Here is a 24,606-nt window from a genome sequence, read left to right on the forward strand (position 1 = left end):
GCCATGCAAACCAACCTGAGCGAGGCCGCCAAGGCCCTGCCACGCGGCGAAGAGGCCGAACGCATTCTGCGCAGTTGCGTACATTGCGGCTTTTGCACCGCCACCTGCCCCACCTATCAACTGCTCGGTGATGAACTCGATGGCCCGCGCGGACGCATCTACCTGATCAAGCAGGTGCTCGAAGGCGCGCCGGCCAGCGCCAGCACCCAGTTGCACCTGGACCGCTGCCTGAGCTGTCGCAATTGCGAGACCACCTGCCCATCGGGTGTCAAATACCACGACCTGCTGGACATCGGTCGCCCCGTGGTCGAACAACAGGTCCCGCGCCCGCTGGGTGAGCGCCTGTTGCGCCAGGGCTTGCGCGCCGTGGTGCCCCATCCTGTGCTGTTCAAGGCCCTGACCCGTACAGGCCAGGCCCTGCGCCCGCTTTTGCCCGGTGTGCTCAAAGCCAAGCTGCCCGCACGAATCGCTGCCCCCGGCCAACGCCCGGCACCCCGCCATGCCCGTCGCGTGTTGCTGCTCGAAGGGTGCGTGCAGCCGGCCCTCTCGCCCAACACCAATGCCGCGGCCGCACGCGTGCTGGACCGCCTGGGGATCAGTGTGGAACCGGTGGCTGCGGCCGGCTGTTGTGGCGCGGTCGACTACCACCTCAACGCCCAAGAGCACGGCCTGGCCAGGGCACGACGCAACATCGATGCCTGGTGGCCTGCCATCGAGGCCGGCGCCGAAGCCATCGTGCAGACCGCCAGTGGTTGCGGTGCCTTCGTGCGCGACTACGGCCACTTGCTGGCAAACGATCCGCACTACGCCGCCAAGGCCGCCCGGGTCAGCGCCCTGGCCCGGGACCTGGTAGAGGTGCTACAGGCCGAGCCCGTCGAGCAACTGGGCCTGTGTGCCGAGCAGCGCCTGGCCTTCCACTGCCCCTGCACCCTGCAGCACGCCCTCAAGCTCGGCGGCGCGGTGGAACGGCTGCTGACTCGCCTGGGCTTTACCCTCACCCCCGTGCCGGACGGCCACCTATGCTGCGGCTCGGCCGGAACCTACTCGCTGACCCAACCTGCGCTGTCGCGCCGCTTGCGGGATGATCGCCTCACGGCACTGGAAAGCGGTAACCCTCAGCTCATCGCCACCGCCAACATCGGTTGCCAGGCGCACCTGGACAGCGCCGGACGCACGCCGGTGCGGCACTGGATCGAGATCGTCGACGCGGCCCTGACGGACACCTAGCCACGCGGGTATGTTCCCACAGGGTTGGCGGTGCCCTTTGCTGGAGCAGGTTTACCCGCGAAGGACTGCCCTGCAGCCCGCGCGCCCTTGCAGCCAGCCCCACAAACCCCGAAGCTTGCCCACTCACCACCCCGGACAGCCCCATGGAACTGCACATCCGCCTGCAAGGCCGCAAAGGCCTGGCCGACCAGCTCTACCAGCAACTGCGCGCCAGCATCGACAGCGGTCACCTGGCCGCCGGCACCCAACTGCCCCCTACTCGCCTGCTCGCCGAACAACTGGGCGTGTCCCGCAAGACCGTCGCCGAAGCTTACTCACGCCTGACCTACGACAACCTGCTCAGCGGCGTGGTCGGTCGCGGCACCTTCGTGACACCGCAACACCCCTTGCAAGCCATCCCGGTCCAGGCCGTCCCTCTGGCCGCCGCCGCGTCCGTGGCGCGCTGGCAGCAACGGGCCACGGTGCTCTCCCGGCCAGCCCTCGAAACCCCATCGCGCTACGACTTCGTCGGTGGCGCATCGAGCAAGACGCAGTTCCCGTTCGACCAGTGGCGCAGTTGCCTTCAATACGCCCTGCGCCGCAGCCAGCGCCACACCCAACGCCAGTTCGACGCTCAAGGCCTGCCAGAACTTCGCGAATCCATCGCCCACCACATCGCCTTCGCCCGTGGTGTGCATTGCAGCGCGGCGGACGTGATGGTGTGCAACGGCGCCCAGCAAGCGCTGGACCTGATCGCCCGGGTGCTGATCGAACCCGGCTGCCAGGTGGCCATGGAAGACCCCGGCTATCCGCCCGCGCGCCAGCTGTTTCTGGCGCTGGGCGCGCGCCTGCAATCGGTGCCGGTGGATGACGAGGGGATGTGTGTCGAGCAGATCGCCGACGGCACGCGGCTGATCTACGTGACCCCGTCCCATCAGTTCCCCCTCGGCATGCCGATGAGCGAACGCCGGCGCACCGCCCTGCTGGCGCGGGCCGCCGAATTGGGGGCATTGATCATCGAGGACGACTACGACTGCGAGTTCCGCTACCAGGGGCCGGGCAGCGATGCCCTGCAGCGACTGGACCGCCATGGGCTGGTGGCCTACGTGGGCACCTTTTCCAAGACATTGCTATCCGAACTGCGCCTGGGTTACGCCGTGCTGCCTGCGAGCGTGCTACGCGCGGCGTGCGTGGCCAAGCACCTGACCGACTGGCACAGCCCGAGCCTGCAGCAATGGGCGCTGGCGCGCTTCATCAGTGAAGGTCACCTGAACAAGCACATCCGCCGTTGCCATGAGGTGTACAGCGCCCGCCGGGAACGAATCCTGGCCCGCCTGGGCGACGACTTGGCGCCCTGGCTGACGGCCGTACCGGCCAACGCCGGCTTTCACTTGAGCGCCCTGGCCAGCCCCGAGGTGGATGTGGACTTGCTGGTGAGCCTGGCGCGCAAGGTAGAGGTCGGCCTGTATTCGCTGGCCCCGTTCTTCAGCGAGGCCCCGGTACGTCCGGGGCTGTTGCTGGGCTTCGGGGCCATCGAGTTGCTGGACATCGACACCGCGCTGGACCGCGTGCGCGATACCCTGCAAGGCCTCAGTTGACCGCTGCCTGGGCCGGTTGACCGGGGCGAGCGATGGCGGCGCCATAGCCGTGCGGGGCGAAGCGCGCCGTGACCAGCAGCATCGCTACCACGGTGATGGTGAGCAAGGTCCAGGAGGCCTGGAAATCGCCACTGATATCGCGCAACCACCCCGTCAGGTAGGGAATGATCCCGGTGATGATGAATCCGATGCCCTGCACGAACGCGGCCAGGCTGCCGGCTTGAGCGGGGTCCTTGCGCAGATGTTCCAAAGTCAGGGTCAGGCTCAGGCTGAAGCACGCGCCCAGGCCCAGGCCGATCATCGCCACCCACACGCCCATGGCCAAGGTCGGTGCCAGCAGCAGGCCAAGAAAGCCCCCCAACTGAATCGACAGTGCCAGCCACAAACCCGGGCGACGGTCCGCCAGGCTGCGCAGCAACAGCGGCAGCCCCAAGGCGCCAGTGACCTGGAAGATCGTCATCAGGCCGACCAGCTCACCACCACCCTGTGCGGTACCGCCGTGCTCGATGTGGTAGGCCGGCAACCACGCCACCATGCTGGTGTAGCCGCCATTGATCAGCCCGAAGTAGCTGGCCAGCAGCCAAGCCCGGCGGTTGCCGAACCAATGCCCGCCCCCGCCACCGGCGAGTTTCGGCGTGTTGTGCCGTGGTCGCAGCACCAGCCAAGCCAATACCGCCAGCACCGCCGGGAGCGCCCAGACGCCCAGGCCAACCTGCCAGCGCCCGGTCACGGCACTGATCGACGGGCCAAGCACGGCCGCCAAGCCTCCGCCGCTCATCAACGCCGCCGAATACAGGCCCATGGTGGTCGCCAGGCGCGTGGGGAACCAGCGATTGACCAGCCCAGGCATCATGCCCTGGACCACAGCCACGCCGAGCCCGGCCAGCACGGCACTGGCGATCAGCGCCCAGGCGCTGTTCAGTTGCAGACGCCATAGGCACGCCAGGGCGATTGCCGCAAGGCCCATGAGCATGCCGCCATGCTCGCTCAACCAACGGCGCAGCCAGGGTTGCAGCAACGGGATCAGGCCCATGCACAGCACCGGCAAGGCGGTCAGCAGCGCAGCCTGCTGGTAGCCCAGGCCGGTGCTCGCGCGCATGGGTTCGAGCAGCGGCCCGATACTGGTGAGGATCGGCCGCAGGTTCAGTGCCAACAACAGCACCAGCAATAGGTTCAGTGCGCCTCTCATCCCTGGTGCACCTGCTTCCATTGAAGGTACAGGTCGGCCTCGCCGGCGGGTTTGAGTGGCCGCAGAGGCAGGCTCTGCTGCTGGGGTGGGCGGGCCATCTGGGCGTACACCGCTGCGGTGGACAGCCCATAGGGCTCGCCCTCGTCGTTGTCATAGGCGAACCAGGCGCGCTCGATGCCGCACAGGTGCATGGCGGCCAGGCACATCGGGCACGGATGGCCACTGGCGTAGATCTCGGCGCCGTCCAGACGCGCCTGCCCCAGGGCCTGGGCCGCTTTGCGGATCGCCTGCATTTCCGCGTGGGTGGTCGGGTCCTGGGTGCTGTGGATTTCATTGACGGCACGCGCCAGGACTTTCCCCTGATACACCAGCACGGCGCCGAATGGCCGGCCACCGGCCTGGATATTGGCGCGGGCCAGGTCGAGGGCTTCGCGCATGAAACGTTCATCGGACATCGTAGGAAATCTCTTGGTGCAAGACCGTCTCATTATCGCGGCTGGGCGGCGCCAGCAAAAATGAAGAGATTGGATGCAGGTCAGTGGCCCCCTGAATAGCTCATTGGCCTCCTGGCAAAGCACAGGATTGGCTATCGAGCCCTTCGTGCCCTAGCGCTAACGTATGACCAAGGCCAGGCGCTGCCTCAGCGCCGGCAAACGTGATCCCACCCTTACACTGGAGTCCGCCATGCACGAACGTATCGAATGGGCCAAGCACGCCCCGCAAGCCTACAAAGCCATGATCGGCCTGGAGCAGGCCCTCGCCAACAGCGGCCTGGAAAACTCCCTGCTCGAACTGGTACGCCTGCGCGCCTCGCAGATCAACGGCTGCGCCTATTGCGTCAACATGCACGCCAACGATGCGCGCAAGGCCGGCGAGACCGAGGCCCGCCTGCAGACCCTCTGCGCCTGGCAGGAAACGCGCTATTTCACCCCACGCGAACGGGCCGCCCTGGCCTGGCTGGAATGCCTCACCCGCCTGCCCGAGCGCGGCGCGCCGCAGCCGGAGTACGAAGCCCTGCTGGAACACTTCGAGCCCGCCGAAGTCGCCAACCTGACCCTGGCCATCGCCACCATCAATGCCTGGAACCGCTTCGGCGTAGGCTTTGCCATGATCCCGGCCTGACACCCTGCCCTGAAAACAGCCACGACAAACAACGTTCGCACCGACTGAAAGCATGGATGTGTACCCCTAGCATCGATCACCCGATCAATAGCCCTCAGGTACCTTTCCATGCCCGCAACCCGATCCACCCGCATCGTCGGGCGTCTGCTCGGTGCGACGTTGCTTGCCAGCGCCACCCTGCATGCCGCCCCCCTGACACGCGACAACGGCGCCCCGGTTGGCGACAACCAGCATTCGCAGACCGCCGGCGCAAACGGCCCGGTGCTGCTCCAGGATGTGCAGCTCATCCAGAAGCTGCAACGTTTCGACCGCGAACGTATTCCTGAACGCGTCGTCCATGCCCGTGGCACGGGTGCCCATGGTGAGTTCACCGCGTTCGAAGACCTCTCCACGCTGACCCAGGCCCGGCTGTTCACGCCGGGTGAAAAGACGCCCGTATTCGTGCGTTTTTCCTCGGTGGTTCATGGCCTGCACTCACCGGAAACCCTGCGCGACCCTCGCGGCTTCGCCACCCGCTTCTACACCAGCACCGGCAACTGGGACCTGGTTGGCAACAACTTCCCGACCTTCTTCATCCGCGATGCGATCAAGTTCCCCGACATGGTCCACGCCTTCAAACCCGATCCACGCACCAACCTGGCCAACGACGCCCGGCGCTTCGACTTGTTCTCGCACATGCCCGAGGCCACACGCACCCTCACCCTGCTCTACTCCAACGAGGGCACCCCCAAGAGCTACCGACACATGGACGGCAACAGCGTACATGCCTACAAGTTCGTCAATGCCCAGGGTGACGTAACCTATGTGAAGTTCCACTGGAAGAGCCTGCAAGGCCGCGAGAACCTCACGCCCAAGGAGGTCGAGCGTATCCAGGGCCAGGACTTCAACCACATGACCCACGACCTCGTAACCGCCATTAGCGGTGGCGAGTTCCCCAAATGGGACCTGTACATCCAGACGCTCGAGCCCGAACAGCTGGCAGCCTTCGACTTCAATCCGCTGGACCCGACCAAGATCTGGCCAGATGTGCCACAGCGCCGTGTCGGCCAGATGGTGCTCAACCGCAACGTAAACAACTTCTTCCAGGAAACCGAGCAGGTGGCCCTGGCCCCATCCAACCTGATCCCAGGCATCGAGCCTTCCGAGGATCGCCTGCTTCAAGGACGCCTGTTCTCCTACGCCGACACCCAGATGTACCGGGTCGGCGCCAATGCCGGCCGCCTGCCGATCAACCAGCCACGGGCCGCGGTGAACAACGGCAACCAGGACGGAGCCCACGACAACGGCCGCACCCGAGGCATGGTCAACTACGCGCCCAGCCGCCTGCAGCCGCGCACCAGCACCGAGTCGGCGCGCTACAGCCAGCTGCCCCTGGCTGGCAGCACCCAGCAACGCGGCATCACGCGGGAGCAGAATTTCAAGCAGGCCGGTGAGCTGTACCGGTCCTACAGCAAGCAGGAGCAGCGCGACCTGGTGAACAGTTTCGGCCAGTCCCTGGCGGGGGCCGATGACGACAGCAAGCACATCATCCTGTCGTTCCTCTACAAGGCCGACCCCGACTATGGCAAGCGCGTTGCCAAGGTCGCCAAGGGTGACCTCACCCGGGTCAAGGCACTGGCACGGGAGCTGCGCGACTGACAGCGCCTAGCGGGTGCGATCGGCCAATCGCGCCCGATAGCTGCCGGGACTGTAACCGGTCCATTTCTTGAAAGCGCGGTGGAAGGCGCTGGGCTCCTGGAAGCCGGTCTGCTCGGCGATTTCGGCGATGCTCAGTACACCTTCGCGCAAACGTTCGAACGCCATGGCACGGCGCACTTCATCCTTGATCTGCTGGTAGGAGCGCCCTTCGCGCTCCAGCTGCCGGCGAAAGGTGCTGGCGCTGATGCCCTGCTGCTCGGCCATGGCCTGGAGGGTCGGCCATTGGCCGTAGCGCCGGACACGCAGATGTCGATAGACCACCGCTGCCAGGCCGTTCTGATTGCGAAAGCGAATCACCAGCCCCTGGGGCGCACTGCGCAGGAAGGTCTTGAGCGCCGCCAGGTCCTGCACCACCGGCAAGCGCAGGTAGGCGCTGTCGAACTCCACTTCCGTACGCCCACTGCCCAGCCGCAGGTCCGGGCCCCACAACAAGGTGTCGTCCTCTTGGGCCGGGCGCGCCACGGCCAGTTCGGTGCGGTCGATAGCGATGCGCCGCCCGGCCAGCCAGCACAGCAATCCGACCACCAGCACCAGGTAGGTCTCCTCGGCATAGACCCGCGTCAACGGATCGGTGATGCTCGATTGCACGCTGATCACCACCCGCCCGCCGCGCACCGAAAACGTACCGCGCACATCGCGCAGGAACAGCGCGAAATTGCCCAGGTATTGGCGCAAGGCCTTTTCCAGGGTGGGCTCCTGGATCAGCCCCCGGCAGATCAGGGCGAAGCTGCCCAAGGGCATGCCATGGCTGTCGAGGTGGAAGAACTCATCGTCCAGCACATGGATCATCTGCAGCCAGAGTTGGGCGAATGCCTTGGCCGGCACCCTGGCCTGGGGCTGCTCGAGCAGTGCCGGGTCGATCCCCACGCCGCGCAGGTAGGCATCGCGCTCGGCGGGGCGCTCGCGCAAGGCATGGAGCATGGCGTTGAGAAAGTACACCGCGACCGAATCGCTATCGCGCATGGCTGGTTTTCACTGTCTATGCTGGGTGGCAAAAAATGCCAGGTTTACTGAACAGATCCGGCATAGGCCAAGCCTGGGCGGTTGCCTAGACTCGACCCATTCCGGGAACACCGGCCATTCTCGCAGAGCCTGTGCCGGTCCCGCCATGCCTTCGCAATCGGAGCCTTCCATGAGCAACGCAGAAATCTACGTCGTCAGTGCAGTCCGTTCGGCCATCGGTGGTTTCGGTGGGTCTCTCAAGGACCTGCCACTGGCCGACCTGGCCAGTGCCATCACCCGCGCCGCCATCGAGCGCTCGGGCGTCGCCGCCAGCGATATCGGCCATGTGGTCATGGGTACCGTGATCCCCACCGAGCCGCGCGATGCCTACCTGAGCCGCGTCGCCTCGATGAACGCGGGCGTGCCCAAGGAAACCCCAGCCTTCAACGTCAACCGTCTGTGCGGCTCGGGCCTGCAGGCCATCGTCTCGGCCGCCCAGACCCTGCTGCTGGGCGACACCGATGTGGCCCTGGCCGCTGGCGCCGAATCCATGAGCCGTGGCCCCTACCTGCTGCCGCAAGCCCGTTGGGGCGCGCGCATGGGTGACCTGCAGGGCATCGACTACACCGTCGGCGTGCTGCAAGACCCCTTCGAGCACTTCCACATGGGCATCACCGCCGAGAACGTCGCCGCCCAGCATGGCATCACGCGCGAAATGCAGGATGAACTGGCCCTGACCAGTCAGCGCCGCGCCGCCCGCGCCATCGCCGAAGGTCGCTTCGACAGCCAGATCGTCCCGATCGAGCTGAAAACCCGCAAAGGCAGCGTGCAGTTCGCCACCGACGAGCACGTGCGTGGCGAAGTGACCGCCGAGCAACTGGCAGGCATGAAGCCGGTGTTCAAGAAAGACGGTAGCGTCACCGCCGGCAACGCCAGTGGCATCAACGACGGTGCCGCCGGCCTGGTCCTGGCCACTGGCGATGCGGTTCGCCGCCTGGGTCTGAAGCCTCTGGCACGCCTGGTGGCCTATGCCCACGCCGGCGTCGAGCCGGAGCTGATGGGCCTGGGCCCGATCCCGGCCACGCGCAAGGTGCTGGAAAAAGCCGGCCTGAGCATCAGCGACCTGGACGTGATCGAGTCCAACGAAGCCTTCGCCGCCCAGGCCTGCGCCGTGGCCCGCGCGCTGGACTTCGATCCAGAGAAGGTCAACCCCAATGGTTCGGGCATCTCCCTCGGCCACCCAGTCGGCGCCACCGGGGCGATCATCGCCACCAAGGCCATCCATGAACTGCAACGCACCCAGGGCCGCTATGCCCTGGCCACCATGTGCATCGGCGGCGGCCAAGGCATCGCCGTTGTCTTCGAGCGCGTCTGAGGAGCCTGAACGTGAGCATTCAACACATCGCCGTGATCGGCGCCGGCACCATGGGCAACGGTATTGCCCAGGTGTGCGCGGTGGCCGGCTACCACGTCCTGCTGATCGACGTCTCGCAGGCGGCGCTGGAGCGTGGCGTGGCCACCCTGGGCAAGAACCTGGAGCGCCAGGTCAACAAAGGCACCCTGGAAGCCGACAAGGCCGAGGCGGCCAAGACCCGCATCCGCACCAGCACCGACTACGCCGACCTGGGCAGCGCGCAACTGGTGATCGAAGCGGCCACCGAGAACCTGGAACTCAAGCAGCGCATCCTCAAGCAGGTGGCGGCCAACGTCGCCAGCGACTGCCTGATCGCCACCAACACCTCGTCGCTGTCGGTCACCGCGCTGGCTGCCAGCATCGAGCACCCTGAGCGCTTCATCGGCGTGCACTTCTTCAACCCGGTGCCAATGATGGCCCTGGTGGAGATCATCCGCGGCCTGCAAACCAGCGACAGCACCTATGCCCAGGCCCTGGTGGTCACCGAAAAACTGGGCAAGACGCCGATCACCGCCGGCAACCGCCCGGGCTTTGTGGTCAACCGCATCCTGGTGCCGATGATCAACGAGGCGATCTTCGTCCGTCAGGAGGGCCTGGCCAGTGCCGAAGACATCGACACCGGCATGCGCCTGGGCTGCAACCAGCCGATCGGCCCCTTGGCCCTGGCCGACCTGATCGGCCTGGACACCTTGCTGGCGATCATGGAGGCCTTCCACGAGGGCTTCAACGACAGCAAGTACCGCCCTGCCCCGCTGCTCAAGGAAATGGTCGCCGCCGGCTACCTGGGCCGTAAGAGCGGTCGCGGTTTCTTCACCTACTGATCGGGAGCGAGCGCCATGCCAGTCACTGCCGCCCTACGCTGTGCGAACTTCGAAGAGCGCCGCGAAAAGGCCATGGCGCTCTTTGCCGAAAAAGGCTTTGGACAGGTCAGCATGCGCGAGCTGGCGGCGCATGTGGGCCTGACCGCCGGTTCGCTGTACCATCATTTCCCCAGCAAGCAGGATCTGCTGTACGACTTGATCGAGGAGCTCTACGAAGAGCTGCAGGCGACCCTCGACCAAGGCCGGCGCGCCCTCGCTCGCGGCCAGGCGGTGCTGCCTTGTTTGATTGCCGCACATTGGCAATTGCACGAGGAGCGCCCCCTGCAGTTTCGTCTGGCCGAGCGGGATTTCTGCTGTTTGAGCGAAGACCAGCAAGCCCGTCTGGCCAGTGCGCGGGCACGCTACGAGAAGGGCCTGCTGCACCTGATCGCGCCACAGGCCCGGCTGCAAGGCCAAGCCTTGGCGGCCACCGGGCATGTGGTGGCCACCTTGCTCAACCAGTTGCCCGGTCTGCTGCGCGGGCGTGGGCTGGACAGCGATCAAGGGCTGGCCCTGATGCAGAGCCTGTTGCTCGGCGCGCTGGAGCGTACGTTAGGTTAGTCCAGTTCGACAGGCAGCGGGGCGTGCCAGGCAGGTGTCACCCGCCGCATTGCCTCCTTGGTCACCGCCTGTTGCTGAGTGAACCACCATTGCTTGGCCTGCTCATGAAGTGCCTCAAGCTGCTGCGTATCCCCGCCAAGACGGGTCAATTCCTGCTCCTGTTTGCGGAACTCTCGCGGCAACTTGAGTCTGGACCCATAGGCGTGCTCCAGGTACTTGGACCAGAAAGGAAGGCGCAGCAGCCACAGTGAGATCGTCTCTTCATCCTGGCCCGCCAGAATGGTTCTGCGAGCATTCTCGACCCCTGCTTCGATGTTTCCTACCGCCCGTGTGAACCGTATGCGGCTGCGGTGCCCGGGGAGTTTCAGGTCGTCGTACAAGCGAACCCGAAAGGCGAGCACCACCTCGACCTCATCCACAGCGCCGGGCATGCTTTTGGCAAATTGCTTGGCGAAATCCTGCAAGGCGTTTTGCCGCCAAAGCTGCCCGCCCAAGTGCAGCAGCCCAGCTTCTGGATCGATCTCGTACTCGCCGTGCTCGGCATCCCACGCCAGCTTCCAGATCTCCAGGTCGACGAAACGCAACAGGGCATTGTCACCACAGTTGGGTTCTTGGGCCATTGCCAAAACGTGTGCACACAGCGATTCGTCTTCCTCCATGTCATGGAGCATGTCGAAAATGCGGTAAGCCAGATCACGCGCGGTGTCGTCGTGGGCAAAATCCTCGGACTGCACCAGCCGTTCCAGCACCAGAACGAATTCCCTGGACTCCGGATCGCTCACCAGAAAATGCCAGCTCTGCGCCATTTTGTCCCGATCCTTGGCATCGATGCGGTCCAGCCACAGCAAGCGCGCCGGAACCTCGCCATCATCGGGCCGATACCAGCTGCGAACCTGGGTCACCGACAGGTTCAGGTCCTTGCTTTCAAACCGCACCCTGCCTTTGTCCCACAGCGGCGAATCGCTAAAACCTGCAGGCAGCGCCTTGAGGTTATTGCCTATCATGTCCAGTTCGTACAATTTCTGATGCGACTCCACACCTTCGGGCATCAAGACCAGCTTGTCGTCACGCAGTATCAGCGTCCTCAACCTCGGCATCCCCGTGACGGAAAATGGGAGCTGCAGTGGGTTGCGCGACAAGTTCAGGTATTGCAATGCCGTGCACCCGTTGATCAGATCCACTTGCTCGGCATCCAGGTGAATCTTGTTATCGGACAGATCAAGAATTCGCAGACGCTCCCGCAGCCCCGTCATGGCTGGAAACCGGGTTAGTTTGCAATGGCTGATTTCCACCGACATCAGATTCGGAAAAGCTTTCAGGAACCCGTCGGGAAGGTGTTTGAGCGCCATCGAGCGAAAGTCGATTGCAGTGACGTGTGGAAAACTGATCGGCTCGGGCAGGTCTGGTAGCTTGGACACACTCAGCCCCCGCGGGAAAACTTGTAGCGCGACTGATCCTCTAACGGCTTGGGCTGTTCGGGTATCAATTGACGCCAGCATCGGATCAGTTCCTTACGCAGCAGGTAGCGCGAACCCCGCTCACCCTGCAAGAAACCCTCTCGCTGCCAGGTCGTGAGTGTGCTGCTGAGCAGTTCGTGCTGATCCTCCAGGTCGTTGAGCACGTTCTGTAGATTGCTGCCGCCTTCGCTCATGGTGCGCAGCCATCGTTGAATGTCCTCATCGCTGAAGCTGGGGTACAGGTACCGAAGCTTGGCCACCAGGGAACTGGGGCTGCCAAAACCAAAGAGCCGACGACCGCCGCTCAGCGGGTAGCCGACCCGGCCATCGTCCAGGCGAAACGGCACCAGGAACGAAGGCGTGGGCTGCTCACGCCCCATCAGCTCGGCCAGTTCGTTGCGGCGTGAGGCGACGTGCCTGGCCAGCGCCTGGCGAAGTTTCTGGGCGAACGGCTCACCAATACCCATCGCCTTGCGCTGCGCCTCGGTGAACAGGTCCGCCAGCACGTCGAACAGCTCGCCGGGCTGGTCAAGGGCATCGCCGCGCGCGTCGCGCAATACGAACACGCCGTCCTGGAGGCTGAGATGGATCGTCTCGATGGCCTCGCTTGCTGGCCGAGGCGCCAGCAGCCCGTCCCCCTCGAACAGTACCCAATGCCGCCCTTGGGGCGCACCCGGCAAAGTATCGATCAGCTTGATGACGCCACGGGCCTGGTCGAGCGTCTGCGGTGTGTCGATGAACAGCCCCTCGAACACCCGCGCCACCCGGATGCGCAGCGCCCGTTGCCGCGCAGCCTGGGCCAGCGACAATGGCACACGCCCGGTCTCGGCCAGCGCATGACGGTCGCCATCGCTCGCGTCGTTCAACAGTTGCTCGGCGGCCAGCCGATGCAAGCTGGGGAAGTCCCGACGCAACGCTTGTACCGAGGCGTCATCGGTCACATTGCCCTTGTCGTAGAGACTCTGCAGCAACAGCCTTCGCTGGTCCCAGACCACCTCGGCCAAGGCCTCGCCTTCCAACCCTTTCGCGCCTGACAGATCCTTCGCTTCGTCGAGCAGCGCCTTGTCCGTCACTTTCAGGCCCGACTGCAGCCGGTCCCTGAGTTCAACGATTCGGTTGGCCAGCACGAAGCGGTTCACCGTATCGGTCAGTTCTGCCTCAGGGGCACTGGCAAAGACATGCACAGCCCGCAGATGGTCCTCTTCCAGACCGTGGGCCAGCAGGGCTTGGTTGATCTGCTGATCGCTCAGGCTGCCGTACGCGGCGCCGAGCCTGCGAAACATGCGTTCGGTGCCGCGCCATTCCGCGGGCCGCTCACTCCACAGCCGCCAGGCGCCGGCACCATTGTGTTCGAGCAATGGCGCATGGTTGTCGTAAGGCTTCAGGTACCAATCCTCGCTGTGCTCGGCTTGGTAGGCCGGGTAGTAATGGCCTTCCATCTCGATCCAGGAATGCTCGCCCAGGCGGTGGACCCCATGCTCATCGACCGTGGCCTGCTCCGGTGGCGCCTCGCTGACGTAAGGCGCCAGGTCCTGGTTCCAGAGTCTTTCGCTGCCATCGTCCAACACCGCCGGCACCAGGCCATCCACCACGATGCTGCGCGTCCACAGCGTCCTGGCCGCCACGACCCCAGCCGTCGTGGCGGCCAGCAATGCCACGTCCTTGCCCACGTTCACCAGATGGTCCAGGGCCGCATTGGTGTCCCCCTCCCGCCAGTCCTTGACCGACTGGAACACCTCGCTGAGCAGTTGCCAGGCCATCACCGCCAGCAACACTGCGCCGACCGCTGGGATGAACAGCCCTGCGAGCCCCAACAGCGCCATCCCTTGCGCATGCCGACGCTCACTCTTGGCCAATGCAGTATCGCCATCGATCCGCGCCACAGGTGTGGCGAACACTGCCGCATCGTCCTTGATCTGCTGGATACGCATCTTCGCCAGGTGCTCGAACAAGGGCGTCGGGTAGACCTTCATGTGCTGGTCCAGCTCCCGCGTGGCCCAGTCGGCCACATCGCCCACGCGCTGTTCGACACTGGCGAAAAATGTGGGGCGGTCACGCTGGAGGACGAAACGCTCGAAAAATCGCCGGTAGTTCTCATCGCGCAGGCGCTTGCCCAGGATCTTCCTGGCAAAGCTTTCCAGGTTCTTGGCGACACACCAGGCACCATTTCCATCCCCAGGGATGTACACCAGCACCCGCTTGCTGCTGTTGAGCAGCAGGCCTTCGTCGATCACGTCGAACACCACGATCTGCTGCAGGTGGCAGTCGAACGCCTTGAGCTGCTTGGCAACGACCGACGCGCCCTCGAGTCGCCCGAGCTTGCCATGGGTATACAAGTCGACCATCAGCTCGAGCTCAGCGTCCCTGAGCACACCCTCGGCGTGGGCCTTGAGGGCGTCCACCAGCAGGTTGGAGCGGTATTGCGCCTGGAGCAAGGCCTTGCAGTCCTGCCCGTCTTGCGCTTGCCCGTTGCCCTGGAGCGCCGCCTCAAGATGGCGCTGATATTGCCCTCCCAGGTCCAGCTCCCGGCAAAACCCTGCAAACACCGACACCGAGGGTGTCGCGACCGCGGCGCCTGGTTCGTCGACCAGCGTGTTACGCGCGTGCTGCCCGCCTTCGGCAGCCTGGGCCTTGCTGAAGTTGGACATTGCTGCGCTGAGCAGTGATACGTCGAAGTAGTCGCTCTGCGGCGTCGGGAAGTGGCTGGTGAAATAACTGTGCTCAGGACTGGTGTAGACATACCACTGACGCAGGAAGTGCTTTTCGGCGTCCAGCGTGGTGTCGAAGCGCGCCTTCAGGGCGGTGTTCAACCGCCTGATGCAGAACCTGTCGAGGCTTTCGATCTTGCTCCAGCACCTGGCCAGTTGCTGACGGCTCTGCAAGCCTTTGACCAGCGCCTCCCTCAGGAGCTCGAAATCAGAGGCCCGGACCTTGCCCATCCAGTCGGGCAGGCGCCTGGCGATCAATTGATCCTGGAACTGCTGCGCAATGGCCATAATGTCCATGGCCGTCGATTGCGCCTTGTCCTTGACGTTACCCATACCGCGAATACCTCACCGAAAAATGAAGCGGTGAGGCTAGAGTGGACCGCCCAGGTGCACGCGTTACATAGTTACGTCTGCCCAGGCAGCGATTACAGGCTCACGCCCAACGCCTGTCGCAATTGATCGGCACGTCCATCGTCGGCCGCGCCGACCAGGGCAAAGTTGTAAGCACCATGGGACCAGTAGCGCGCTTCGAGCTGCCCCTCCGTCCGCTGCCCGCTGGGCATGCGTGTAAAGCGTTCGCTGGGGGAGCGCAGGAACAGGCTGATGCGCTCCCCCTTGTTGTCCTGAAACACCAGCAGCGCCGCCGGGCCCTGCTCGTTGCTCAGCAGCCGGGCCCCCACCGGTTGGAACCCATAGGCACCAAGATCCGGCAACTGCCCGACGCGGTCGAAGTGGCGCTCGAGCCAGGCCTGCAGGTGCTGCGGGTCGCCGGCCTGGACATCCAGCGGGGTCCCCCCTGCGAACAGACGATGCGCCTGCACGGCGTCGGCCATCGGCAGGGTATCGGCCACCAGCGTCGCCTCGCGGGCCTGCCAGCCACCGAACCCACCCACGCCCAGCGCCAGAAGCAGCAGCGCAGCCGATGCCCACTGCCGCTGGCGACGCTGACGCAAGCGCCGCCTCAACTGGCCAAGGTCCAAGTCGGTAGCGGATGTGTTCTGCCCGAAGCCGGCCAGGGCCGCGCGCAGGCGCCGGGCGTCATTGCGCCAGGCCTCCACCCGCGCCGACTCCTGCGGATTGGCTGCCAGCCAGGCATGCACCTGGGCTCTGCGTACCGGGTCGAGCCGGTCATCGACGTAGGCATGCAGCTCATGCTCAGTGGGAATCAACGGGGTCATTTCAGTCTCCGCAAGGTCGGGGGCGTCGGGTCGCCCTCGGTCAGGTCGCGCAGGGCGGCACGGGCACGCGACAGGCGCGACATGACCGTTCCGATGGGGATGCCCAGGGCTTGGGCGGCCTCTTTGTAGCTCAACCCTTCGACGCTCACCAGCAACAGCAGCGCACGCTGTTCGGTGGACAGCCGGGCGAAAGCCGCAAGGTCGGCATGGGCCATGACGATGCGCTCGGTTTCGCCGCCCACCGCTTCCTCCTGGCCACGCCCGAACCAGGCCAGCCAGCGGGCATGCAGGCGCTCGCGGCGCTTGCCGTCGAGAAACAGGCGATAAAGGATGGTGAACAGCCAGGCGCGCAGGCTGTCGGCGTCACGCTGCTGCCCGCTGCGGCGCAAGGCGCGCTCGACAGTGGCCTGGACCAGATCGTCGGCGCTGCCCGACTCACGGCACAGCCACAACGCGAAGCGGCGCAGCCGTTGCAGCAGTTCGCGCCATTGGTGTTCATCCAGGTCATGCATGGTCAGGTCCCGGGCCCTTTGATGGTCAGTCTAAGGGGGCAGACGCGCCGGCACGACATTTATTCCCTCGGCGGGAATAAATCCCTGGCCGGCCCGTCGTACCGGCTCATTCACTGCGTGGAACCTGACCATGACCACTCCTCTGCACTGCCCGGCCAAGGCCTTGCGCCTGACGGCCATCGCCGCGGCCCTGCTGGCCCTGGGCGCCGGCTTCGCCTATGCCGCCGGCTGGATCGGTGCCCCGGCGCTGACACCCCAACGCATCATCGACACCTTCGAAGCCCAAGCCGGCCATTTCCCCGGCTACCGCAAGAACCACGCCAAAGGCCTGTGCGTCAGCGGCTACTTCCAGAGCAGCGGGCTCGCCGAGCCGTTGTCCAGTGCACAGGTGTTCAGCCAGCCCCGCGTGCCAGTCATTGGCCGCTTTGCCATCGGCGGCGCCAACCCGTTCGCCCCGGACACCAGCATCCCGGTACGCAGCCTGGCCCTGCAGTTCAGCACCGATGACGGGCAGATCTGGCGGACCGGCATGAACAATCCGCCTGTGCTGGCGATCGGCACGCCGCAAGCGTTCTACGAGCAGGTCCTGGCCATGGCGCCAGATCCTGCCACCGGCAAGCCCGACCCTGCAAAGATGCAGGCCTTCTTCGCGGCCCACCCCGAAAGCGCAGCTTTCCGCCAATGGGCCGCCACCTACAAACCCAGCGACAGCTTCGCCAGCACCCAATACCACAGCATCAATGCCTTCCTGCTCAAGGATCGCGGCGGCATCAGCCATCCGGTGCGCTGGCAGCTGGAACCGCAAACACCGTTCGCAGCGCTGCCGGCGCAGATCGATGACAAGCAGTTCCTGCAGCACGACCTGCAGCGACGCCTGGCACAAGGCCCGCTGCGCTGGACGCTGCGCCTGGTACTTGCCGAACCCGGCGATCCGGTGGACGACGCCTCTCGCCCCTGGCCTGCCGAGCGGCGCAGCATCGAGGCCGGCACCCTGGTCGTCGAACAGGTCGATGCGCCCGAACAAGGCGCGTGCCGTGACATCAACTTCGACCCGCTGATCCTGCCCAAGGGCATCGAACCCTCCGCCGACCCGATCCTGGCCGCCCGTTCGGCCGCGTACTCGGAGTCTTTCAACCGCCGTAGCCGCGAGTCTCTCGCTACCGGAGCACGCCCATGACCGTCACCGTCTTCCATCCCCTCGCCCGACTGGTGCATTGGCTGATGGCCGTGCTGATCCTGGCGATGCTGTTCATCGGTGTGAGCATGGTGGGCGACTTGTCGCCACGCCATCCGTTGCTGGTCGAGCTGCACAAGGCCACGGGCCTGGCCTTGCTGGTGCTGGTGGTGCTGCGCATCGCCCTGCGCCTGACCCTGCCCCACCCGCCGTTGCCCAGGGACATTCCGCCCGTTCAGCGCCTGGCCGCCGGCGCTTCCCACCTGCTGCTGTATGGCCTGATGCTGGCCATGCCGCTGCTGGGCTGGGCCATGCTCTCGGCCGGCGACTACCCGCGCCCACTGCAACTGCCGGCCATCGCCCCCCATGATCTGCAGCTGTACGCGGTGTTGCGTCGGGCCCACGGCTGGGCCGGCTACCTGTTGTTCGCCACCATCCTGGTGCACCTGGGGGCCGCATTGATGCACGCTTGGGTGCGCCGGGACGGCGTATTGCGTAGCATGTGGCCTGGCCCTGTGCGCCGCAGCGAATGAGCGTTGCTGGGCAGCGTGGTCCCTGACCTCCAACCGACTGGACTGACCATGACCGCTGCAAAGGACCCTGCTGCCCTGATTCCCCCTGCAACCCTGGATCTGCGCCCACTGCTGCTGATCAGCGGCGCGTGCACCCTGTCGATGATGGCGTTCGTGGCATTGATCGGCCCGATCGCCCGCCAGCTGGGCATGGCTACCTGGCAGGCCGGTGCAGCGGTGACCGTGGCAGGGGTGGTCTGGGTAATGCTGGCCCGGCCCTGGGGGCGCGCCGCCGACCGCTATGGCCGCAGACGCATCCTGTTGCTGGGCAGCGCGGGGTTCACGCTTTCATATTGGTCGCTGTGCCTGTTCATCGACGGTGCGCTGCGCTGGATGCCTGGGGCGACCCTGGCCTTCATCGGCCTGATGCTCACCCGCGGCCTGATCGGCGCGTTCTATGCAGCACTACCGGTAGGGGCCAATGCCCTGATCGCCGACCATGTCGAACCCCAACGCCGGGCCCGGGCCATGGCTTCGCTGGGCGCGGCCAACGCCGTCGGCCTGGTCCTGGGGCCGGCCTTGGCCGCCTTGCTGGCTCGCCACAGCCTGAGCATGCCGTTCTATGTCATGTCGCTGTTGCCGGCGAGCGCCTTCTTCGTGCTGCTGTTCAAACTCAAACCACAGCCCTTGGCACATGGCCATGCACCTAGCCCGGTGCGGCTGCGCGATCCACGCCTGCGTCGACCGTTGCTGGTAGCCTTCAGCGCCATGTTCAGCGTGACGGTCTCGCAGATCACCGTGGGCTTCTTTGCCCTCGACCGCCTGCACCTGGCCTCGGTCGAAGCGGCGCAGGCCGCAGGCATCGCCCTCACCTGCGTAGGTGTCGCGCTGATACTGGCCCAGGTATTGCTGCGCAGGCTCGAGTGGCCGCCGCTGAAGATGATCCGCGTGGGCGCCACGGTCTCGGCCTTGGGTTTTGCCAGCGCCGCCCTGGCGAGCACCGCGCCTTGGCTGTGGGGGGCGTTCTTCGTGGCAGCTGCTGGCATGGGGTTTGTCTTCCCGGCGTTTTCGGCACTGGCGGCCAATGCCATGCATGCCACCGAACAAGGCGCCACCGCGGGGTCCATCGGCGCAGCCCAGGGCATGGGCGCGGTGCTTGGGCCGCTGGCCGGCACCCTGGTCTATGCGGTCGATCCATCCCTGCCATTCGCGGCGGTAACCTTGCTGTTGCTACTGGTCGGGCTATGGCCGACACCCGCCGATAAACGTCACTGACAAGCACAGCGCGTTGCTGTCCAGAGTGTGCTTTAATGCGTCGCCCATTATTTTTGACACCTCTCTATCTAACAAGGCGGCTATGGACACGGGGACACGACTCAAACTGGTGCGTGAACGCAACAACCTCTCCCAGCGGGAGCTGGCCCGCCGTAGCGGCCTGACCAACTCGACGATCTCGCAGATCGAGCAGAATCGCGTCAGCCCGTCGGTCAGTTCCCTGAAAAAGCTGCTTGAAGGCATCCCCATGTCCCTGGCGGAATTCTTCAGCTTCGACGAGCCGGTGCGCGAAGAGCGCTATGTGTTCCGCGGCGGCGAGCAACCTGACCTGGGCCGCAATGGCCTGCGGATGCTGTTGGTCGGCGCCAGCGTCCCCGGCCGGCAAATGCGCATGCTGCGCGAGCTGTACGCACCGGGCGCCGACTCGGGCGAACCGATCGTGCACTCCGAAGGCGAAGAATGTGGCTTGGTCACCCGTGGCACCATCGAGCTGTGGGTCGATGGCCAGGTGAGTGTCCTTAACGCAGGCGATGGCTACTACATCCCCACCACCCTGCCGCACAGTTTCAAGAACATCGGCCCGGACGAGGCCGAGATCATCAGCGCCAACACCCCGGCCAACTTCTGATCCGCCGTGCTGCCGCCCAACAGCCGAGAAGCCTGCCAGCGCCTGCGTGACGCCGCCCTGGGTATCCATGGGCTGCAGGTGTTGGCCCGCACCCCCGAGGGGCAGGTCGACGTACGTATCGATGGCTGGCAACTGCGCTTGCTGCTGGACGCCGATGGCCTGGCCCAGTGCAGCCATTGCCGCACGCCCGACGGCCAGGAAGCCGGCCTGCAGGACTGGCACCGCTATGGCACCAACCCCACCGATCTGCTGAGTATCTGGGAGCGTGGCCGCATCGAGCAGCTCCTGGCCACGGGAACCTCTGAATGAAACGCGCCAGCCTGATGCTCAGCCTGGCGCTCGCCTTGCCGGCATTCGCCGAAAACACTTGCCCGCCAGGGCAATACCAGGTGTGCCTGATGGGCTGTTTCTGCGCGCCGATCGACCCGGGCCAGGCCGGCCAGGTACTCAAAGATGTCGAACTCATGGCCTCCGGCAGCCTGGCCTTTGCCTTGCGCCAGGCCCGCGACGAAGCCACCACCCAGGGCACCGCGCCGATTCCCCTGCACATCCGCGCCCAGCTCGAGCCCTGGTATGACTTTGCCGTGCTCGATGCCGCGCGTTATCGGGTGGGCGACGAGCAGCAAGTGAGCGCCGCCAATGCGCTGTTGCAAAACCCGGATGTGAACGCGGTGACCCTGATCGACACAATCATCTTCCGCCGCGCCCAGGACGCCGAGGACAACGTCGCGCTCTGGGCCCACGAGCTCAAGCATGTGCAGCAGTACCAGGAGCTGGGCGTGGAGGAATTTGCCCGGCGTTATACACGCAACTACGAGGACCTCGAAGGCCCGGCCTACAAGGTCGAGGCCGAAGTTGCCAAGGCGTTGCGTGAAAAACGCTCGGGGCAGGCGCGTTGAATCTGTGCCCACCCCGAGTTGACTATAGTTTTTTGTCACGCCTTTCAGCAGTGTATTGGTTCTTCGGCTGATACCGCGCCCATCCGGCATTCCCAAAAACTGCTTCATGAGAGATTTTCTTGCCACCACTGTAGAAAATTAGATTAGCCTTGACCTCTGGCAGCTCGCGATGCCGGTACAACCAGCGAAGTTCACTCGCGGTGACACTGGTTCCATTGCCCTCCTCCTTTCGCGCCACCGCACTGATATCATTTTCGATCTCATCCACCACAAAGTGGACAGGCATGCGCCGGTTGATCAATTGAAACTCAAGCCCCGCCTTGCTTGTTCGCCGCCAGATATCACGCCCAACTTCCAGTAGTTTATTAGGATTACCGTTGAGCGCTGCCGCCGCGGCTTGATCCTTTACATTGTATTGTTCGTGGGTTGCCAGAAACCTTTTGAACTGAATGATTCGTTTAGGGTCATTGAAGGTCTTTTGTATCGGTTTGTCTTCGACATAACGTTGCGGCGCTGTGACACTCCAAACGGCATCGGTTATATCATTCTGGATAAGTATGTTGTTCTTTTCTTGAGGCTTCGACCGCTTCAAGGAGGCGGTAAACCTAGCAAATGGCTTTGCACTTCGTCGTGTGAAACCGACCGCCCTGAGTTTTGAAAGCGCGGCCCGACGGGGAGCTTCCAGTCCATATAATATGTGACCCGTCTTGAACACCTCTTCCAATGGCGTGCCATCCTTGACCTCGTTCCCCTCTACCGCGACTCTTCCATCGTCGTCTTTCCAGGCTACTGGATTGTTTCTGGCCATCCGAAAGAGATTGATGCCATCCAAGGCACCCGCCGGGTCGGCGCTAAGCCATCGGCCTACCCACGGCTGGTAGTAGCGGTACCCGTAGTAGTACAGCCCCGTCGCGTCGCGCTCCTTGCCCGAATAGCGCACGGTCTTGTAGCGCGCCTCCACCGCATTGCGGGCTGTCCAGAGGGCGGTGCCGCCATAGGGGTAATACTCTTCCTGGCTGATCAGTTCCCCCATGCCATCGACCTCGAGCGCAGTGCTGCCCAGCAGGTTGTCGTAGCTGTAGCGCAACTGATCGTTGGTGATGTCGGTGGGTTTACCGGCAATCCAGTGCAACACCCGCACCTGCGCGCGCCCCGCCTCACCCACGGTGATGACTTGCAGATCCTCCGTGACCTTGTCGCCACTGGCGGTGCGCCGCAGCTCGAGCCCGGGCAGGTAGAGGACCTGATGTTTCTGCGTACTGCCGGAAGCCTGCTGGGTGCTGCTTTTCAGCACCCGCCGGCTGGCGCTGTCGTAACGGTAGCGTTCGTGATCGTCTGCGCCACCTTCACGCGTGATCGGTGTGACTTGGTCGAGCTCCCCACGTGGTGTCCAGGCCAAGAATTGAGCCGGCCACAGCAGCCGCTGCTGACCATCGGCGTGGAACAGCGCCTCCACTTCGGTCGGATCCTTCGCCAGCGAGCTCAGCACCGCCCGGTTGCTACGTTCGCTCACGGTGATGTCGGTGGTGTAGCTGTTGTTCGTGGCCGGCGCGCTGTGGCGAATCTGGCTCAGGTTGCCTGCCGTGTCGTAGGTGTAGGTGCGGGTGTAGGAGGTGTAGGTGGCGTCATCGAACGCGATGAACGCGGGGTGGGCGCGGCCCTGCCCTTGCCGCCGCGCATCGGCCATCTCCCGCCCGGTGGCGCTAACCAGTTGGTAGAGGCTGTCGTAGGCGTAGGTGTTTTCCGGCACCACCTTCTGGTTGCGCCAGAAGCGTGTGGCTTCGGCGTCGTTGCGCACGCTCACTACATTGCCCACCGGGTCGTAGGCGTAGCGCAGGTCCTGCAGCACCTTCGCCCCACTGCCCTGACGCTCGGTCTTGATGGAGGACAGGCGCTGGGTGTCGGGTTCGTAGCTGTAGGTCGTCACCACCCCGTTGCCGTGTTCCTCGCGCAGCTTCTGCCCAGCGGCGCTATAGCTCAGCGCCTTGACGATCACCTGCTCGGTGCCCCCTTTGAGGGTCAACCAACTGCCCGCGAGTTGGCCAGCCACGTCGTAGCTCAGGCGTTGCCTGTGGCCTGCGGCATCCTCGGTGCTCAGCACGGCCCCGGTGGCATCGGGGGTGGTCTGGGTGATGTGGGCGTCGGGCTCCAGCCCTGCGTCGCCCTGGTCCTGCCAATCGACGACGGTGTCAGGGTTGTCCGCGTCCTTGAGCAGTTGCCGGGCCACCGAGAGCGGCACGCCGGTCAGGGCCACGCTGCGGGTGTGCTCAAGCCCGGCCGTGTCGTAGTGGCGGATGCACTGGCCGGCGAGGTTGTGTGCCTGGGCCTCTGGCGTCGGATCGGCCCAGACAAAGCGTTCGATGACGCGCGCCGGCGCACCGGCCACCTGCTCCGTCACGCACAGTGGGCGGCCCGGCAGCGAGGCGGCCTCGTACTGCCAGGTGCGGGTCACGGGTGGGTCGGGCTGGTCGGCGCTGATGTTGTGCAGCGTCAGGCATGGCCTACCGGCGACATCGCTCAGGGCCAAGGACGTACCCGCATCGACGCTGCAGGTGCGCAGGACCTCGCCGGCGAGGCTCGTCAGGTAGGTGAAGTTGACCCACCCCGCCTCGTGCAGGCGCGGGTCGGTGCTCTGGGCCAGGAAGCCCCGGGCATCGTGGCGATGGTAGGTGATGCGCATGTCCGTCACCGCGGGGGCATCGGGATGGCGGTGGAAGGCGATCTCTCTTACGGGCCGGTCGCGGTTATCCCGTACCGTGACCATCGGGGTCTGGCTGAACGATGACGTGCTCATGGCTGCTCCTTTGTCGAATGCCTCGACCATCCGCCATGGGGCAGCGCAACGGTACTCGTACATCCAGCAGTTGTGGAGCCATCTGCCCTGGCCTATTAATGACGCCATCAGCCTTTACAAACTAATAATCCGTTTTTTCTTACAGATCAGGCACAGCAATCTTCGTACTTTTAGTCCCCCTGAAAATACTAACGGACTATTTAATGTGCTCACCCATCAATTACCCAAGTGCCTCCAGATAACACTTAAGTAAACGCCGCTGCTTTGCTGAAGAAGCCGCATACTTAATGCCTATTGCCAACTTCAAGTTTCCGCCCCCGTTTGCGGTGTAAATATGTATTTATGCACGCTTGGAGTGAGCCATAGCGTCCAAGGCTTTTTCGTAGCGAAGTTACGTAACTCTTGCCCACGTGACTCTCATGAAAAACCAACATGTTCACTCTGGTGCCTCCTCAGGCATCCGCTGGATGGCCTGGCTCAACATCAGTATCCAGGCCGCTCTTCCGCTGACCCTGGCCTTGGCCACCCCTTCGGCCCAGGCCGCCCCCACCACTGAACCGGCCAAGCACTCACCCGCGCCCTCTCCGCTTCACACCTTCACCATGGGCGACACCCTGGCCTCGATCGCCACCCAATACGCCACCACCATCGCCACCCTGCGCACCCTCAACCCCGGCCGCGACCTCGACGCCCTCAAGCCGGGCGATCGCTTGTCAGTGCCTTCGGCCGCCGCGCACCCGCTACCGGAGCTGAACTCATCCGACCCGCAGGCCTCCACCGACGCCCAAGACGAACAGGCCCGCAAGCTCGCCGCCATGGCCAGTAGCACCGGCAGCTTCCTCAGCAACAACCCCGACAGCGACGCCGCTGCCTCCATAG

At 64.7% G+C, this 24,606-nt stretch carries 22 protein-coding genes; 14 read left to right on the forward strand and 8 right to left on the reverse strand.

Translation table 11 applies throughout. From position 1 onward, the window contains the following. Positions 1-3 precede the first annotated feature (3 nt). Entirely contained in the window at positions 4-1,227 is a 1,224-nt protein-coding gene (gene glcF, locus ABOA88_RS16925; RefSeq protein ID WP_367851829.1) for a glycolate oxidase subunit GlcF, read from the forward strand. 143 nt (positions 1,228-1,370) lie between these two features. Further along, positions 1,371-2,804: a MocR-like pyridoxine biosynthesis transcription factor PdxR gene (gene pdxR, locus ABOA88_RS16930; RefSeq protein ID WP_367851828.1), complete on the forward strand. Its 1,434-nt coding sequence runs from the start codon at positions 1,371-1,373 to the stop codon at positions 2,802-2,804. On the opposite strand, the gene ABOA88_RS16935 is transcribed toward pdxR, so the two are convergent. Together ABOA88_RS16935 and ABOA88_RS16940 are read right to left on the reverse strand one after the other, a co-directional pair. After that, positions 2,797-3,993 carry a cyanate transporter gene (locus ABOA88_RS16935; protein WP_196171221.1) on the reverse strand — a complete coding sequence of 399 codons (1,197 nt, stop codon included), beginning with the start codon at positions 3,991-3,993 and terminating at the stop codon, positions 2,797-2,799. The genes pdxR and ABOA88_RS16935 overlap by 8 nt on opposite strands. Continuing rightward, positions 3,990-4,448 carry a nucleoside deaminase gene (locus ABOA88_RS16940; protein WP_367851827.1) on the reverse strand — a complete coding sequence of 153 codons (459 nt, stop codon included), beginning with the start codon at positions 4,446-4,448 and terminating at the stop codon, positions 3,990-3,992. Before ABOA88_RS16940 ends, ABOA88_RS16935 begins: the two co-directional genes overlap by 4 nt. 229 nt (positions 4,449-4,677) lie before the next feature. On the opposite strand from ABOA88_RS16940, the gene ABOA88_RS16945 reads away from it, so the two are divergent. Both ABOA88_RS16945 and ABOA88_RS16950 read left to right on the forward strand, forming a co-directional pair. Beyond that, entirely contained in the window at positions 4,678-5,115 is a 438-nt protein-coding gene (locus ABOA88_RS16945; protein WP_196171219.1) for a carboxymuconolactone decarboxylase family protein, read from the forward strand. Positions 5,116-5,223: 108 nt separating this feature from the next. Then, positions 5,224-6,753 carry a catalase gene (locus ABOA88_RS16950; RefSeq protein WP_367851826.1) on the forward strand — a complete coding sequence of 510 codons (1,530 nt, stop codon included), beginning with the start codon at positions 5,224-5,226 and terminating at the stop codon, positions 6,751-6,753. 6 nt (positions 6,754-6,759) lie between these two features. Here ABOA88_RS16950 and ABOA88_RS16955 read toward each other — a convergent pair whose 3' ends face one another. After that, complete coding sequence (locus ABOA88_RS16955; RefSeq protein ID WP_317847383.1) at positions 6,760-7,776, reverse strand: AraC family transcriptional regulator; 1,017 nt, start codon at positions 7,774-7,776, stop codon at positions 6,760-6,762. A 169-nt stretch (positions 7,777-7,945) separates the two neighbouring features. Between ABOA88_RS16955 and ABOA88_RS16960 the strand changes: the two genes are divergently transcribed. The 3 genes from ABOA88_RS16960 to ABOA88_RS16970 are packed head-to-tail and all read left to right on the forward strand — an operon-like array spanning position 7,946 to position 10,590. Further along, positions 7,946-9,130, forward strand: coding sequence for an acetyl-CoA C-acyltransferase family protein (locus ABOA88_RS16960; protein WP_196171216.1), 1,185 nt, complete (start codon positions 7,946-7,948; stop codon positions 9,128-9,130). Positions 9,131-9,141: 11 nt separating this feature from the next. Then, the gene (locus ABOA88_RS16965; protein ID WP_367851825.1) at positions 9,142-9,990 is read left to right on the forward strand and encodes a 3-hydroxybutyryl-CoA dehydrogenase; all 849 of its coding nucleotides are present in this window, start codon (positions 9,142-9,144) and stop codon (positions 9,988-9,990) included. Positions 9,991-10,005: 15 nt separating this feature from the next. Further along, a complete protein-coding gene (locus ABOA88_RS16970) occupies positions 10,006-10,590 on the forward strand; it encodes a TetR/AcrR family transcriptional regulator (protein WP_196171215.1) in 585 nt (194 codons plus the stop codon). Here the strand turns inward: ABOA88_RS16970 and ABOA88_RS16975 are convergent. The 4 genes from ABOA88_RS16975 to ABOA88_RS16990 form a co-directional block, all read right to left on the reverse strand. Next, a complete protein-coding gene (locus tag ABOA88_RS16975; protein WP_367851824.1) occupies positions 10,587-12,008 on the reverse strand; it encodes an NEL-type E3 ubiquitin ligase domain-containing protein in 1,422 nt (473 codons plus the stop codon). The two genes, ABOA88_RS16970 and ABOA88_RS16975, sit on opposite strands and share 4 nt — an antisense overlap. A gap of 2 nt (positions 12,009-12,010) precedes the next feature. Beyond that, complete coding sequence (locus ABOA88_RS16980) at positions 12,011-15,088, reverse strand: dermonecrotic toxin domain-containing protein (protein WP_367851823.1); 3,078 nt, start codon at positions 15,086-15,088, stop codon at positions 12,011-12,013. Between the two features lie 92 nt (positions 15,089-15,180). Beyond that, complete coding sequence (locus ABOA88_RS16985) at positions 15,181-15,933, reverse strand: anti-sigma factor family protein (RefSeq protein ID WP_367851822.1); 753 nt, start codon at positions 15,931-15,933, stop codon at positions 15,181-15,183. Further along, positions 15,930-16,445: a sigma-70 family RNA polymerase sigma factor gene (locus tag ABOA88_RS16990; RefSeq protein ID WP_367851821.1), complete on the reverse strand. Its 516-nt coding sequence runs from the start codon at positions 16,443-16,445 to the stop codon at positions 15,930-15,932. Before ABOA88_RS16990 ends, ABOA88_RS16985 begins: the two co-directional genes overlap by 4 nt. A gap of 124 nt (positions 16,446-16,569) precedes the next feature. Here ABOA88_RS16990 and ABOA88_RS16995 point away from each other — a divergent pair, with 124 nt between their 5' ends. The 6 genes from ABOA88_RS16995 to ABOA88_RS17020 all read left to right on the forward strand — a co-directional run bounded on the left by ABOA88_RS16995 (position 16,570) and on the right by ABOA88_RS17020 (position 20,933). Further along, complete coding sequence (locus ABOA88_RS16995) at positions 16,570-17,622, forward strand: catalase family peroxidase (protein ID WP_367851867.1); 1,053 nt, start codon at positions 16,570-16,572, stop codon at positions 17,620-17,622. Next, positions 17,619-18,152: a cytochrome b gene (locus tag ABOA88_RS17000; protein ID WP_196171212.1), complete on the forward strand. Its 534-nt coding sequence runs from the start codon at positions 17,619-17,621 to the stop codon at positions 18,150-18,152. The genes ABOA88_RS16995 and ABOA88_RS17000 overlap by 4 nt, the downstream gene beginning before the upstream one ends. A gap of 48 nt (positions 18,153-18,200) precedes the next feature. After that, positions 18,201-19,406: an MFS transporter gene (locus ABOA88_RS17005; protein ID WP_196171211.1), complete on the forward strand. Its 1,206-nt coding sequence runs from the start codon at positions 18,201-18,203 to the stop codon at positions 19,404-19,406. 82 nt (positions 19,407-19,488) lie between these two features. After that, entirely contained in the window at positions 19,489-20,034 is a 546-nt protein-coding gene (locus ABOA88_RS17010) for a cupin domain-containing protein (protein WP_043214747.1), read from the forward strand. Between the two features lie 6 nt (positions 20,035-20,040). Further along, entirely contained in the window at positions 20,041-20,343 is a 303-nt protein-coding gene (locus tag ABOA88_RS17015) for a DUF7693 family protein (protein WP_328329834.1), read from the forward strand. Then, the gene (locus ABOA88_RS17020) at positions 20,340-20,933 is read left to right on the forward strand and encodes an eCIS core domain-containing protein (RefSeq protein WP_196171210.1); all 594 of its coding nucleotides are present in this window, start codon (positions 20,340-20,342) and stop codon (positions 20,931-20,933) included. Before ABOA88_RS17015 ends, ABOA88_RS17020 begins: the two co-directional genes overlap by 4 nt. Positions 20,934-20,955: 22 nt before the next feature. On the opposite strand, the gene ABOA88_RS17025 is transcribed toward ABOA88_RS17020, so the two are convergent. Further along, positions 20,956-23,727, reverse strand: coding sequence for an RHS repeat-associated core domain-containing protein (locus ABOA88_RS17025; protein ID WP_367851820.1), 2,772 nt, complete (start codon positions 23,725-23,727; stop codon positions 20,956-20,958). Between the two features lie 419 nt (positions 23,728-24,146). Between ABOA88_RS17025 and ABOA88_RS17030 the strand changes: the two genes are divergently transcribed. Beyond that, positions 24,147-24,606, forward strand: a 460-nt coding sequence (locus ABOA88_RS17030; RefSeq protein WP_440127982.1) for a LysM peptidoglycan-binding domain-containing protein, incomplete at its 3' end; no start/stop codon positions are given.

This window comes from Pseudomonas sp. PKS, assembly GCF_051913525.1.
Lineage (GTDB): Bacteria > Pseudomonadota > Gammaproteobacteria > Pseudomonadales > Pseudomonadaceae > Aquipseudomonas > Aquipseudomonas guariconensis_D.

Excerpts from the sequence above, each read along its gene's own strand:
- glcF (WP_367851829.1), top strand. The coding sequence starts at position 4 with ATGCAAACCAACCTGAGCGAGGCCGCCAAGGCCCTGCCACGCGGCGAA.
- pdxR (WP_367851828.1), top strand. The coding sequence starts at position 1,371 with ATGGAACTGCACATCCGCCTGCAAGGCCGCAAAGGCCTGGCCGACCAG.
- ABOA88_RS16935 (WP_196171221.1), bottom strand. The coding sequence starts at position 3,993 with ATGAGAGGCGCACTGAACCTATTGCTGGTGCTGTTGTTGGCACTGAAC.
- ABOA88_RS16940 (WP_367851827.1), bottom strand. The coding sequence starts at position 4,448 with ATGTCCGATGAACGTTTCATGCGCGAAGCCCTCGACCTGGCCCGCGCC.
- ABOA88_RS16945 (WP_196171219.1), top strand. The coding sequence starts at position 4,678 with ATGCACGAACGTATCGAATGGGCCAAGCACGCCCCGCAAGCCTACAAA.
- ABOA88_RS16950 (WP_367851826.1), top strand. The coding sequence starts at position 5,224 with ATGCCCGCAACCCGATCCACCCGCATCGTCGGGCGTCTGCTCGGTGCG.
- ABOA88_RS16955 (WP_317847383.1), bottom strand. The coding sequence starts at position 7,776 with ATGCGCGATAGCGATTCGGTCGCGGTGTACTTTCTCAACGCCATGCTC.
- ABOA88_RS16960 (WP_196171216.1), top strand. The coding sequence starts at position 7,946 with ATGAGCAACGCAGAAATCTACGTCGTCAGTGCAGTCCGTTCGGCCATC.
- ABOA88_RS16970 (WP_196171215.1), top strand. The coding sequence starts at position 10,006 with ATGCCAGTCACTGCCGCCCTACGCTGTGCGAACTTCGAAGAGCGCCGC.
- ABOA88_RS16980 (WP_367851823.1), bottom strand. The coding sequence starts at position 15,088 with ATGGGTAACGTCAAGGACAAGGCGCAATCGACGGCCATGGACATTATG.
- ABOA88_RS16985 (WP_367851822.1), bottom strand. The coding sequence starts at position 15,933 with ATGACCCCGTTGATTCCCACTGAGCATGAGCTGCATGCCTACGTCGAT.
- ABOA88_RS16990 (WP_367851821.1), bottom strand. The coding sequence starts at position 16,445 with ATGCATGACCTGGATGAACACCAATGGCGCGAACTGCTGCAACGGCTG.
- ABOA88_RS17000 (WP_196171212.1), top strand. The coding sequence starts at position 17,619 with ATGACCGTCACCGTCTTCCATCCCCTCGCCCGACTGGTGCATTGGCTG.
- ABOA88_RS17005 (WP_196171211.1), top strand. The coding sequence starts at position 18,201 with ATGACCGCTGCAAAGGACCCTGCTGCCCTGATTCCCCCTGCAACCCTG.
- ABOA88_RS17010 (WP_043214747.1), top strand. The coding sequence starts at position 19,489 with ATGGACACGGGGACACGACTCAAACTGGTGCGTGAACGCAACAACCTC.
- ABOA88_RS17020 (WP_196171210.1), top strand. The coding sequence starts at position 20,340 with ATGAAACGCGCCAGCCTGATGCTCAGCCTGGCGCTCGCCTTGCCGGCA.
- ABOA88_RS17025 (WP_367851820.1), bottom strand. The coding sequence starts at position 23,727 with ATGAGCACGTCATCGTTCAGCCAGACCCCGATGGTCACGGTACGGGAT.